Genomic DNA, 13,310 nt, shown 5'->3' with positions numbered 1-13,310 from the left:
CATGCGACTCGCCATCCGACACATCTCGCGTTATCAGTTCGACGATCAAGCCACCCATGCGCTGCAACGGCTGCGGCTGCGCCCGCAATCGGGCCCCGGGCAGACGGTGCGCGCGTGGCAGGTCACGATCGAAGGCGTCGAGCCGGCGCTGTCCTACACGGACGGGCTCGGCAACCGGATCGACCTCGTGCGCCACGACCGCGGCGCGAAGAACGAGATCGTCGTCGTCGCGGCCGGCGTCGTCGAGACGCAGGACCGCGCGGGCATTCTCGGCAATCCTGAGGGCTATGCGCCGCCGTGGATCTTCGAGCGCGAGACCGAGCTCACGAAGGCCGGCGACACCGTGCGCGAACTCACGCAGGCGCTGCCGATCGAGCCGCACAGCCTCGACGCGCTGCACTGGCTGATGACGGAAGTGCACGGCCGCATCGCGTACGCGCCGAATCTGGCCGACGCGCCCGTCGATGCCGAAACCGCGCTGCAAAGCGGCGAGGGCACGAGCCGCGACCACGCGCATGCGTTCATCGCGGCCGCGCGTGCGCTGAAGGTGCCCGCGCGCTACATCTCGGGCTACGTGCTCGCCGACAGCGCGATGCAGCGCATCGCCGACGCGAAGCAGAGCGCGGCGGGCGACGAGGCAGAGGAGGCGCTCGCGCTGCAGAGCGGCGACGGCATGCAGCAGGCGCTCGGCGCATCGCACGCCGCGCAGTCGCAGGGCTTGCCGCAGGCGGCGCTCGGCGCGCAGCCGCAGGCCGCCGCACTGATGCAGCAGCCGGCCGGTCATGCGTGGGCGGAGGCCTACGTCGAAGGGCTCGGCTGGGTCGGCTTCGATCCGTTCATGAACCGCTGCCCGGACGAGCGCTACGTGCGCATCGCGGTCGGCCTCGACTACCGCGACGCGCAGCCCGTGACGGGGCTCGGCGCGAGCGCGGTCGGCGTCGAGATCAGCGTCGTGCAGTCGCCGGAACTGGTCTGACGCACCCCTTCGTCGAATCCGCCGTGCCGTGCCGCCGCAGCAACGGCGACGCGGCGCGCGCGGCCGGCCCAACCCGAACCGAGCGGCTCTCCCATGCCCATCCACGTCGCGCTGCATCACACCACCCGCTACCGCTACGACCGGCCCGTCAACCTCGGCCCGCAGATCGTGCGGCTGCGGCCCGCGCCGCACTGCCGGACGCCGATCGTCGCGTATTCGATGACGGTCGAGCCCGCGCAGCACTTCATCAACTGGCAGCAGGATCCGTTCTCGAACTATCTCGCGCGGCTCGTGTTTCCGGAACGCACCGAACACTTCGAGATCACGATCGACCTGGTTGCCGAGATGTCGGTGTACAACCCGTTCGACTTCTTTCTGGAAGCGAGCGCGGAGCAATATCCGTTCAACTATGACGATGCACTGAAGACCGAACTCGCGCCGTACCTCGCGTGCGATCCACAGACGAGCGCGGCGCCGCTGTTCCGCGAGTATCTCGACGGCGTCGACCACACGCCGGCCGGCACCGTGAACTTCCTCGTCGCGCTGAACCAGCAGCTGCAGCACGACATCGGCTATCTCGTGCGGATGGAGCCCGGCGTGCAGACGCCCGAGCAGACGCTCGAACTTGCGTCCGGGTCGTGCCGCGACAGCGCGTGGCTGCTCGTGCAGCTGTGCCGGCACCTCGGCATCGCCGCGCGCTTCGTGTCCGGCTACCTGATCCAGCTCACGCCCGACGTGAAGGCGCTCGACGGCCCGAGCGGCACGTCGGTCGACTTCACCGACCTGCACGCGTGGTGCGAGGTCTATCTGCCGGGCGCGGGCTGGATCGGCTTCGATCCGACCTCGGGCCTGCTCGCCGGCGAGGGGCACATCCCGCTCGCTTGCACGCCGCAGCCGACCAGCGCCGCGCCGGTCGAAGGGCTGATCGACGAGTGCGAAGTCGCGTTCGAGCACGAGATGGTGGTGACGCGCGTGTACGAATCGCCGCGCGTGACGAAGCCTTATACCGAGTCGCAGTGGGACGCCGTGCGCACGCTCGGCGCGCAGGTCGACGGCGCGTTGACGGCCGGCGACGTGCGGCTCACTCAGGGCGGCGAGCCGACCTTCGTGTCGATCGACGATCGCGACGGCGCCGAGTGGAACACCGATGCGCTTGGCCCGACCAAGCGCGGCTACGCGACCGAACTCGTGCAGCGGCTGCGCGCCGAATACGGCGAAGGCGGCTTCCTGCATTTCGGGCAGGGCAAGTGGTATCCGGGCGAGCAGTTGCCGCGCTGGGCGCTGTCGATCTTCTGGCGCGCCGACGGCCAGCCCGTGTGGCACGATCCGTCGCTGTTCGCCGACGAGCGCGAGCCGTCCGCGTGCACGACCGACGACGCGAAGCGCTTCATCGACGCGCTGGCCGCGCGCCTCGGGCTGACCGACGAATTCGTGCGGCCCGGCTACGAGGATGTCTGGTACTACCTGTGGCGCGAGCGCAGGCTGCCCGTCAACGTCGATCCGTTCGATTCGCGCCTCGACGACGAACTCGAACGCGCGCGGCTGCGCAAGGTGTTCGAGCAGCAGCTCGACAGCGTGGTCGGCTACGTGCTGCCGATCAAGCGCGCGGATGATGAGCCGGGCCGCGATCGGCCGGGCCTCGACGGCCCGCGCTGGCAGACGGGGCCGTGGTTCTTCCGCGACGAGCGGATGTACCTCGTGCCCGGCGATTCGCCGATGGGCTATCGGCTGCCGCTCGATTCGCTGCCGTGGGTCGCCGGCGCCGACTTTCCGTACCTGGTCGAACGCGATCCGTTCGCGCCGCGCGCCGCGCTGCCGGACGCGGCTGCGTTCCGTGCGCGTCATGCGGGCACGGCCGACGCGCCGCGCTACCTGGCCGGCGCGCATCGCGAAGCACCCGTGCAAACGGTCATGCAGTGGCGCAGCGATGGCACGGCTGCGGGTGGACGGCACGCGCATGGCGCGCCGGACGCGCAGCGCCGCCCCGAGCGCTTCGAATCGGCCGCGTGGATCACGCGTACCGCGCTGTGCGCCGAAGTGCGCAATGGCATCCTGTACCTGTTCATGCCGCCGCTCGCCGCGCTCGAGGACTATCTCGACCTGCTCGCCGCGATCGAGCTGACCGCGCACGCGCTCGGCGTGAAGCTCGTGCTCGAAGGCTATCCGCCGCCGCGCGACGCACGGCTCAAGCTGCTGCAGGTCACGCCCGATCCCGGCGTGATCGAGGTGAATATCCACCCGGCGAAGAGCTTCGACGAACTCGTCGGCCAGACCGAATTCCTGTACGACGCTGCCTGGCAGTCGCGTCTTTCCAGCGAGAAGTTCATGGTCGACGGCCGGCACGTCGGCACGGGCGGCGGCAACCACTTCGTGCTCGGCGGCGCGACGCCGGCCGACAGCCCGTTCCTGCGCCGCCCGGACCTGCTCGCGAGCCTGATCGCTTACTGGCACAACCATCCGTCGCTGTCGTACCTGTTCTCGGGGCTGTTCATCGGTCCGACGAGCCAGGCGCCGCGTGTTGACGAGGCGCGCAACGACCAGGTCTACGAGCTCGACATCGCATTCGCGGAAATCCAGCGCAACAAGCTGCTGTACGGGCAGGACATGCCGCCGTGGCTCGTCGACCGCGTGCTGCGCAACCTGCTGATCGACGTGACGGGCAACACGCACCGCAGCGAGTTCTGCATCGACAAGCTGTATTCGCCCGATTCGTCCACCGGCCGGCTCGGCCTGCTCGAACTGCGCGCGTTCGAGATGCCGCCGCATGCGCGGATGAGCATCGTGCAGCAACTGCTGCTGCGTGCGCTGGTCGCGCGCTTCTGGGCCGCGCCGTACACGACGCCGCTCACGCGCTGGGGCACCGCGCTGCACGATCGCTTCATGCTGCCCGCGTTCCTGAAGATGGATTTCGACGACGTGCTGGCCGAGCTGCGCGACGCCGGTTTCGCGTTCGACCCGGCCTGGTTCGCGCCGCACTTCGAATTCCGTTTCCCGCTGTTCGGGCAGATCGCGGTGAACGGGATGCAACTGTCGCTGCGCGGCGCGCTGGAACCGTGGCACGTGATGGGTGAGGAGGGCGCGCCCGGCGGCACGGTGCGCTACGTCGATTCGTCGGTCGAACGGCTCGAAGTGCGCGTGACGGGGCTGAACGACAACCGGCACGTCGTGACGGTCAACGGCCGCGCGCTGCCGCTGCAGCCGACCGGCACCGTCGGCGAATACGTCGCGGGCGTGCGCTACAAGGCATGGGCGCCGCCGTCGGCGCTGCACCCGACCATCGGCGTGCATGCGCCGCTCACGTTCGACATCGTCGATACGTGGCTGCAACGCTCGCTCGGCGGCTGCCGGTATCACGTCGCGCATCCGGGCGGGCGCAACTACGCGACGTTCCCGGTCAACGCGTACGAGGCCGAGAGCCGCCGGCTCGCGCGCTTCGTCGCGATGGGGCACACGCCGGGGCGGATGGACGTGGCGGCCGCCGCGCCGAGCCGCGAATTCCCGTTCACGCTCGACCTGCGACGGCCCTGATCGTCGGATGAAAGGGCGGACGACGATGCGCGGTTCGCGACCTCCCGGCGCGCCGGCCGGAGTGCTAGGATGCGGGCTGAACGCGGCCGTCCGCCGTGCCCGGCCGCCGGTGCGGCGGCGCGCGGGCGCGTCCGCCCCCTGACGACGGAACGATACCGACCGTGCCGCCCATTCACCCCGACGATCTCGCCGACGCCGACGCGATGCCCACGCTCTTCGATACCGGCGCGCAGCCGGATGCCGCGGAACTGGCCGCCGCGCTCGCGGCGCCGGCCGCGGCCGGCCGCTACGACGAACTGCGCGGCAGCGCCGCCGGCCTCACCGCGCCGCTGCTCGCACCTGCGTGGCGCAGCTTCTTCACGTCGATCGGCAGCGACGGCGTGGCCGACCTCGACCGCCGCGCCGACGCGCTGCACCGGCGCATGCGCGAGAACGGCCTGTTCTACCAGTTGCACGAGCAGCGCGCGGGCGACGGCGCGGCCGGCCCGTGGTCGCTCGACCTGCTGCCGCTGATCGTCACGCCCGAAGACTGGGTCGCGATCGAACGTGGCGTGCTGCAGCGCGTGCGGCTGCTCAACGCGACGCTGGCCGATCTGTACGGGCCGCAGACGATCCTGCAGCGCGGGCTGCTGCCGCCCGCGCTCGTCACGGGCCATCCCGGCTACCTGCGCGCGATGCGCGGCGCACGCGTGCCGGGCGATACGTGGCTGCATGTCGTCGCGTTCGATCTCGCGCGCGGCCCGGACGGGCAGTGGCGGATCGTCGCGCAGCACACGCAGGGCGCGGCCGGGCTCGGCTACCTGCTCGAAAACCGGTTGATCGTGTCGCGGCTCTTTCCGCGCGGGTTTCGCGGGCTGCGCGTGCAGCGGCTTGCGTCCGCTTACCGTGCGCTGCTGCAGAGCATGCAGTCGCTCAGCCCGGCAGCGAAGAATTCGCGGATCGTGCTGCTGACGCCGGGGCCGCGCAGCGCGACCTACTTCGAGCATGCGTATCTCGCGCGCTACCTCGGCCTCACGCTCGTCGAGGGCGGCGACCTGACCGCGCGCGACAACCGTGTCTTCCTGAAGACGCTGCGCGGGCTCGAACCCGTGCACGGAATCCTGCGGCGCGTCGACGACGCATGGCTCGATCCGCTCGAACTGCGGCCCGATTCGCTGCTCGGCGTGCCGGGGCTGCTGCAGGCCGTGCGCGCGGGCAACGTGCTGCTCGCGAATGCGCCGGGGTCGGGCTTCCTCGAATCGCCGGGCGTGCTCGGTTTCATGCCGCGCCTCGCGGAAGGGCTGCTCGGTGAAACGCTGACGCTGCCCGCCGTGCATTCGTGGTGGTGCGGCGAGGCGGCAGCCTGCGACGACGCGCTGCCGCAGCTCGCGCGCAGCATCGTGAAGCCGTCGTATCCGCCCGACGCGCAGGCCGGCGGCACGTTCGATCCGGTGATCGGCGCGCGGCTCACACCGGCGCAGCTGGCCGAATGGCGTGCGCGAATCCTGGCCCGGCCCGAGCATTACACGGTCCAGGCCGACCTGCCGCTGTCGCAGGCGCCGACCTGGCCGGGACAGGACGCGCCCGACGGGGCCGGCGGCGCGCGCATCGTGCCGAAGCCGCTGCTGCTGCGCGTCTTCGCGCTCGCCGATGGCGCGCAACGCTGGCGGCTCCTGCCGGGCGGGCTGTCGCGGGTCGGCACGCGCGATACGCTGTTCAACGCGCCGATGCCGCGCGGCGGCAGCACCGTCGATACGTGGGTGATGACCGAAGGCATCGTCGATTCGACGACGCTGCTGCAGACCCGTCTCGGCCCCGACGATCTGGTCGAGCGCCCGCGCGCGATCGCGAGCCGCGCGGCCGAGAACCTGTTCTGGCTCGGCCGCTACACCGAGCGCGCGACCAACCTGATGCGTCTTGCACGCGCCGCGCTGGAGCGGCTGCGCGGCGAGGACGACGTCGACAGCCCCGCGCATCTGGAGTTGATCGACACGCTGTGCCGCGACACGGGGCTGATCGCGCCCGACGCGCCGAACGCCGTTGATGCGCCGCGCGCGTTCCAGCACGCGCTCGCGACGTCGCTGACGCGCGGCGCGGACCGTACCTCGGGCATCGCGTCGTGCCTGTTCGGGATGCGCGCGGCCGCCGCCGCGATCCGCGAGCGGTTGTCGAGCGATCAGTGGCGGCTGATCGACGACGCGACGCAACTGTTCGCCGACAGCGCCGATCATCCGGAAGCCGAGGAGCAGATCGGCAACGAGGCGCTGCAGCTGCTCGAGCGGCTGGGACTGCTGCTCGGCGCCATCACCGGCGCGCAGACCGACAACATGACGCGCGACGACGGCTGGCGGCTGCTGTCGATCGGCCGGCAGATCGACCGGCTGGACTTCCTGTGCTGCGTGCTGAAGTTCGCGTTCGACGAAGGCGTGGTGCACCGGCAGGACGGCTTCGAACTCGTGCTGGAGCTGTTCGACAGCACGATCACGTTCCGCTCGCGTTTCCAGCGCGGTTTCGACGTCGCGCCGCTGCTGTCGCTCGTGGTGCTCGACACCGACAACCCGCGCTCGCTCGGCTGGGTCGTGCAGGCGCTGCGCGGCCGGCTGACGAAGGTCGAACGCAGCGAGGGCTATGCGCTGTCCGAACTGGCCGAGACGATTCCGGACGTGCCCGCGTGGTCGCTGCACGAGCTGTGCGAAACCGGCGACGACGGCCGGCACGGCAAGCTGCTCGATGCGCTCGACGCGACCGTGAAGGCCGTGTGGGAACTGTCGAACCGGATCGGCGAGCGCTATTTCAGCCACGTGCGCGAGGCGGGCAGGACGCTATGGTGACGACGAAACACGCGGCGAAGGCGCCGGCCGGTTCCGGCAACGGACGACAGGCCGCGGCACCGGCATCGGCCGCGCCGGCCGCTGGGCCGCCCGGCCGCGTGCTGCGCGTCACGCACGACACCGAATACCGTTACGCGGCGCGCGTCGAATCCGCCCAGCACCAGGCACGTCTGCAACCGCTCGCGACGCGGCGTCAGCAGGTGCTGTCGTTCTCGCTCGACATCGAGCCTGCGCCGGAATCGATCTGCACGGAAATCGACGCATTCGGCAACGCGCGCGCATCGTTCGCGCTGAACCAGCCGCACGACGCGCTGCTCGTTCGCAGCCGCAGTACGGTGCGCGTGACGCCGCCCGTGTGGTCGCTCGGTGCGCGCGGCGCGCCGCCGCCCGCGATCGCGCATCCCGACGGAAAACACACGACTGCATGGGAAGCCGTGCGCGACCGCTTGCGGTTCCGCGCGGGGCAGCCTTACGACGCGGCGAGCGAATTCGTGTTTGATTCGCCGCACGTCGCGTGCGATCCCGAACTCGCCGCGTATGCGGCCGCGAGCTTCACGCCGCAGCGGCCACTCGTGCAGGCCGCATGGGACCTGATGCGGCGCGTGCACGCCGATTTTGCGTACACGCCGAACAGCACCGACATCACGACGTCGGCACTCGATGCGCTGCGGTTGCGCAAGGGCGTCTGCCAGGATTTCGCGCACGTGATGATCGGCGCGCTGCGCTCGCTCGGGCTGGCCGCGCGTTACGTGAGCGGTTATCTGCTGACGCAGCCGCCGCCCGGGCAGCCGCGATTGATCGGTGCGGACGCATCGCATGCATGGGTCGAGGTGTACGACCCGGCGTGGCCCGAGGACAACGGCTGGCTACAGCTCGATCCGACCAACGACCGCGCACCGGGCGACGACTACGTGATGCTGTCGATCGGCCGCGACTACGCGGACGTGACGCCGCTGCGCGGCGTGATACGCGGCGGCGGCGCGGATCAGGAGCTGAAGGTCGGCGTGACGGTCGAGCCGCTCGATACGCCGTAAGCCACGCGGCATCATCAGGCCGGCGCCGCGCTCGCCGGCCGTTCAAGCGTTTAAGTCTTCGTTAATTCTGCCCGCCTAGCATGGGGATGCCGGCGAACGGACCGAACTCTGGTCCGCGCCGGCGGCACGCACGGGTGCGTCGACGTCACGGCGCCGCGCCGTCGCGCGTGGCCATTCCCTTGCAACGGCGGCAGACATGATCAAGAACTTCGACTACACGCTCGGCAACGAGACGATCGCGCTCTGCGCGAGCTTCGGCGCGGGCCCCGCATTCCGTCGCGTGCTCGTGAGCCGCGCGGATTCGATGGAGACGCTCGTGGTGCTCGACGCGCGCGGCCTGTCGGGCCTGCTGAAGGTGGCGACCGAGCAGCCGGAAGGATTGCTCGACGATGCGATCCGCAAGGTCGGCGACGAACAGCTCGTCGAGCGCGCGATCAGCGGCCGGACGATCGTCGAAGCCGCGCTTTGAGCGGGCGGCGCGTGCAGGCCGGTGTTGCCGGCTGCAACGCGCCGCTTGGGCGTGGCAGCTTACGCGGCGAACCGGTCCGTCGCGGCGAGCAGTGACTTCAGGATGCCCGGTTCGTTGTACGCGTGCCCAGCGTCCGGCACGATCTCGAACGTCGCGTCGGGCCATGCCTTCGCGAGGTCCCACGCGGTGCGTGCGGGCGTCGCGATGTCGTAGCGGCCTTGCACGATCACGCCCGGAATGCCGGCGAGACGATGCGCGTCGCGCAGCAACTGGCCTTCGTCGACGAAACCGCGGTTCACGAAGTAGTGGTTTTCGATTCGCGCGAACGCCAGCGCGTAGTGGCCGTCCGCGAAGTGCGCGGCCAGCGCCGGATCGGGCAGCAGCGTGATCGTGCGGCCTTCCCAGATGCTCCAGGCGCGCGCGGCTTCGAGCTTCGCGGCTTCGTCGTCGCCCGTCAGCCGGCGATGGTATGCGGCCATCAGGTCGCCGCGCTCGGCTTCCGGAATCGGCGCGAGGAATTCCTCCCACAGATCCGGGAACAGCCACGATGCGCCTTCCTGGTAGTACCACAGCAACTCCGCGCGGCGCATCGTGAAGATGCCGCGCACGACGAGCGCGCTCACGCGCTGCGGGTGCGTTTCCGCGTAGGCGAGGGCGAGCGCGCTGCCCCACGAGCCGCCGAACACGAGCCATTGTTCCGCGCCCACCATCTCGCGCAGGCGCTCGATGTCGGCCACCAGATGCCACGTCGTGTTGTTGTCGAGGCTCGCGTGCGGCGTCGAACGCCCGCAGCCGCGCTGGTCGAACAGCAGGATGTCGTAGCGCTCGGGATCGAACAGGCGGCGATGGTCGGGGCTGCAGCCGGCGCCCGGGCCGCCGTGGAGGAACACGGCGGGCTTGCCGGACGGGTTGCCGCAGCGCTCCCAGTAGATGCGGTGGCCGTCGCCGGTGTCGAGGTGGCCGTGGGCGTAGGGTTCGATCGGTGGGTACACAGGCAGGCTCCGGGTGAGGTCGGCAGGAGGCGGACGAGGCACGGGCCGGTGTGCGATCGGAATCCCTCAGCGCCAGTATCGCGGATATTGCGGCGCCGCAAGATTCGTTGTGTCTGCATCGGACCGGCCGCCGCCGGACAAGGCTTGTCATTATGCCCATTCATTCCGGCCGCCGTGCGCTGGCGGGCACCGGGCGTGCGGCGCGGCATGTCGGCCGACAGGCGCACCGAGATTTTTTGAAGCAATTTCGTTCCGATATTTTTCAGACAAAATCCCGGCGACAAATCGGCGAGCCGATCGCGGGTGCCGGCCTTCATACCGTTCCTCCACCGTGCCAACGGGAAACGAACCGATGAACCATCGCGTCAAGCAGCTGACCGGGTTGCGCGCCGTCGCGGTCACGATGGTCGTCGTCGGCCATGCGGAGCACGTACTGCCGGGCGGCTACACGGGCTGGTTCGCGCCGCTGCGGCTGATCGCCGACGGCCGGCTCGGTGTCCTGATCTTCTTCGTCCTCAGCGGCTTCCTGATCACCAACGTGCTGCGCGCCGAATTCGCGCGCACCGGCGGGATCGCGCTGACGTCGTTCTACGTGCGCCGCGCGTTGCGCATCTGGCCGGCCTGCTACGTGTATCTCGCGACCGTCGGCGTGCTCGCCATCTCCGGCTGGCTCGACGTCGATCGCCATCAGTGGCTGTATGCGGCGCTGCATCTGTGGAACTACTCGGCGTGGTTCGGGCTGACCGGCGACAACGCGCTGCGTCCGGCCGGCGCGTGGTATCTCGGCCATTTCTGGTCGCTCGCGCTCGAGGAGCAGTTCTACTGGTTCTGGCCGCTGTTGTTCGTGTACGGCACCCGCTGTCGCGGCACGCGCTGGCTGGCCGCGTTGATCCTGGCCGTGCCGCTGGTGCGCGCGCTCACGTATTTCGTCGCGCCGGCGCTGCGCGGCCAGCTCGGGATGATGCTGCATACGGGCGTCGATCCGATCCTGATCGGCTGCTACGCGGCGCTCAACCGCGAACGGATCGAAACATGGATCCGCTCGTGGCGCGGCGAGACGCGCATCGTGACGGCGATTGTCTTCATCGTGCTGTTCGGGATGCCCGTTGCCGAGCATCGGCTCGGTGGCTTCTGGAATGCGACCTACGGGGTGACGCTCGAGGCCGCGCTGATCGCGATCGTGATCGTCGTGCTGAATTTCCGCAGCGAGTTCTGGTGTGCGCGGTGGCTGCGCGCTGCGCCGGTCGTGTTCGTCGGCACGATCTCGTTCAGCCTGTATCTGTGGCAGCAGCCGTTCGCGAATCCGGATCTGGCCGTTCCGCACGCGTTCCCGCTCGGGATCGTGTGGGCGCTGCTGGCCGCGACGGCGAGCTATTTCCTCGTCGAGAAACCGTTCCTCCGGCTGAAGGATCGCTACACCGCGCGCGGGACGCGACGCATGCGCGACGATGCACTGCGGATGCCGGTGCAGACCGATGCGATCGGGCCGAAGGTGGCGGAGTAGGCGGGCGTGGCGTGCACGGCCTGCGGCTTCACTTGAAACGCGTAAGCGCCTCGGGGGAATACCAGAAGGTCCGGAACATGTCGATCCCGTACGACTTGCCGTCGTATTTGACGATCGTGCGTGCGGTTCGCTTGCCCGTATCCGAATAGTTGCCGTCTGTGCGCTTCGTCTCCGTGACGTGCGCGGTGATCGACAGGTCGGCGAAGCCGTGGCTCGACGCTTGCTCGACGGCGATCGTCATCTTCGCATCTTCGCTGCGAGCGTTGCCCGCGCCGGCGCCGCACGCGTCGCCCTCGACGCTGACCCAGCCGTACAGGTTGGTGCCGAATACCGGGCGGATACGATTGCCTTCGCGAACCCACAGCGTCAGCTCTTCGCTTGCGTTTGCATCGGGACAGCTCGGCCCGCGTGCGCTGCTCGTGAAGACGATGCCGAACGCACGCACGTCGCGTGACAACCGGTACGGCGCGGTATCGATGCGATAGCTGTTCGGGCCGACTTCCGTGGCGGCATCTTCCTCGACGATCGACTGCTCGGCCGCGACGACCTTGCCGCCCTCGACGAGCGCGACGACCTGCAGCTTGCTGCTGTCGTCTGGGTTCTTGCTCTTCGGCAGCGAATCGAACGCGACGGCCGCGATCGTCGTCTGCGGCGTGTTCGGCATCACCTTGCATGCCGTTGCGACCACGAGCTGGTCCGCGCCACGCGTGGCGTCCGCGATGCCGGCCCAGCGGGCGACGGCCGTGACGGCGGCGGCGTCGCAAGGTTGATCGCCGGCAGCCTGAACCAGGGGGGAGGCGGCAAGCGCCAGAAGCGGGGCGAAATTGAGGATTCTCGGGGGCATGTGGGGGGATGGTCTTTGGGGTAGTGGATGTCGCTGAACGGCCAGAAGCGGGCATCCATCGCAGGCAAAAAGCGGTCATGCCGATGACCGCTTCACCGCGTCGACGGCCGGACGTGCTTCCGCAAGATCGACTTTTTGCGGCTAGAGGCGCGGTAGAATTTGCTGACCGAGCACCAACGAACGGGGGGGGGGCAAGGAATGACGCTAAATGTACGGCATCTGGCAATGATTGGCGTCGCGTTGCTTGGCGGTTGCAGCAGTGTGGGGCCCGGGTTCGCAAACCACCCGGGTGATTGTGCGCTTGGCATTCCTTGGGCTGACTGCCTGCCAGGCACGCGCGGGTATGCGAATGGAGGTGGTAGCTTGCATAGAAAGGAAGCCGCTGACGCGGCTAAGGCACAGCGCGATGCTATCCAGGCACAGTTCGATGCTGTGCGGAAGGCGTGCGAAGCCGACTTCGCGACGCCAGAGCTCGACCCGATTCGGCACAAAGTCGAATTTATGCGTCAGCAAGACGAAGCGCCGCCGTTCGAGTTTGCATCTCTCGACCAGTTTCCGACTGCTGCTGAACAGCCTCTCCTTGGGAAGTGGGCAACGCGCCGAGATGCGTGCCTCAAGCGTGCACACGGCGTCAACGTCATACCGCCTAACGCGGGCCCGATGGATGTAACGTACATCGAGCTGGAACGGGCCTACACGACCGAAGCTGAAGGCCGGGTCAGCGAGCTGATTGTCGCGCTTTATCAGCAAAGGGTCACCTACGGCGAATTTGCGCGGCGCCGATATGAGATCGGCAAGGCCGCCTCCGATGCTCAGCGCCAGTATCGTGAGGCTCGCTTAATTCAAGACCAGGACCGGCAACTTCAAGCGCAGCAGATTGCCAATCAGCAGTTCGCAAACAACCTCAACGCTTGGGCGAACTACATGCACGCAGTCAATGCTCGCCAGCCGCGGTCGGTGCATCTCAACTCCAGTTTGCATTGCACGTCGACGCAACTAGGTGCATTCACGAACACGAACTGCAACTGATGGCTGAACAATGGGAAGGCCCGGCTGCCGCTGGGTGTTGCCATTTTTCGGAGGTGTCTTCCATACGGCCCTCAGGAAGCTTGACCATTCGGCATGCACGGGTCTGCCTTGGTCTCCTAGATTG

Annotated in this window: 9 protein-coding genes; 7 read left to right on the top strand and 2 right to left on the bottom strand. The window is 68.8% G+C overall.

Annotated features, from left to right (window positions below; genetic code table 11):
• Position 1: 1 nt before the first annotated feature.
• The 5 genes from WS75_RS03195 to WS75_RS03175 all read left to right on the top strand — a co-directional run bounded on the left by WS75_RS03195 (position 2) and on the right by WS75_RS03175 (position 8,817).
• Positions 2–976: a transglutaminase family protein gene (locus tag WS75_RS03195; RefSeq protein WP_059679128.1), complete on the top strand. Its 975-nt coding sequence runs from the start codon at positions 2–4 to the stop codon at positions 974–976.
• Positions 977–1,069: 93 nt separating this feature from the next.
• On the top strand, positions 1,070–4,504 hold the full coding sequence (locus tag WS75_RS03190; RefSeq protein WP_059679127.1) for a transglutaminase family protein: 3,435 nt from the start codon (positions 1,070–1,072) through the stop codon (positions 4,502–4,504).
• Between the two features lie 203 nt (positions 4,505–4,707).
• On the top strand, positions 4,708–7,314 hold the full coding sequence (locus WS75_RS03185) for a circularly permuted type 2 ATP-grasp protein (protein ID WP_059679126.1): 2,607 nt from the start codon (positions 4,708–4,710) through the stop codon (positions 7,312–7,314).
• The gene (locus WS75_RS03180) at positions 7,308–8,348 is read left to right on the top strand and encodes a transglutaminase family protein (RefSeq protein WP_059679125.1); all 1,041 of its coding nucleotides are present in this window, start codon (positions 7,308–7,310) and stop codon (positions 8,346–8,348) included. The genes WS75_RS03185 and WS75_RS03180 overlap by 7 nt, the downstream gene beginning before the upstream one ends.
• A 196-nt stretch (positions 8,349–8,544) precedes the next feature.
• Entirely contained in the window at positions 8,545–8,817 is a 273-nt protein-coding gene (locus tag WS75_RS03175; RefSeq protein WP_059607812.1) for a hypothetical protein, read from the top strand.
• A 59-nt stretch (positions 8,818–8,876) separates the two neighbouring features.
• On the opposite strand, the gene pip is transcribed toward WS75_RS03175, so the two are convergent.
• Entirely contained in the window at positions 8,877–9,809 is a 933-nt protein-coding gene (pip, locus tag WS75_RS03170; protein WP_059679124.1) for a prolyl aminopeptidase, read from the bottom strand.
• Positions 9,810–10,161: 352 nt separating this feature from the next.
• On the opposite strand from pip, the gene WS75_RS03165 reads away from it, so the two are divergent.
• Positions 10,162–11,313 carry an acyltransferase family protein gene (locus WS75_RS03165; RefSeq protein WP_059679123.1) on the top strand — a complete coding sequence of 384 codons (1,152 nt, stop codon included), beginning with the start codon at positions 10,162–10,164 and terminating at the stop codon, positions 11,311–11,313.
• Positions 11,314–11,341: 28 nt separating this feature from the next.
• Here the strand turns inward: WS75_RS03165 and WS75_RS03160 are convergent, their stop codons facing one another.
• The gene (locus WS75_RS03160) at positions 11,342–12,157 is read right to left on the bottom strand and encodes a hypothetical protein (protein ID WP_059679122.1); all 816 of its coding nucleotides are present in this window, start codon (positions 12,155–12,157) and stop codon (positions 11,342–11,344) included.
• A gap of 363 nt (positions 12,158–12,520) precedes the next feature.
• Between WS75_RS03160 and WS75_RS03155 the strand changes: the two genes are divergently transcribed.
• Positions 12,521–13,186, top strand: coding sequence for a hypothetical protein (locus tag WS75_RS03155; RefSeq protein ID WP_059679121.1), 666 nt, complete (start codon positions 12,521–12,523; stop codon positions 13,184–13,186).
• Positions 13,187–13,310 lie beyond the last annotated feature (124 nt).

The organism is Burkholderia sp. FL-7-2-10-S1-D7 (assembly GCF_001524185.1).
Taxonomy (GTDB): Bacteria; Pseudomonadota; Gammaproteobacteria; order Burkholderiales; family Burkholderiaceae; genus Burkholderia; species Burkholderia diffusa.
The sequence above is the reverse complement of the archived record's forward strand: the minus strand, read 5'-3'. Positions and strand labels throughout refer to the sequence as shown.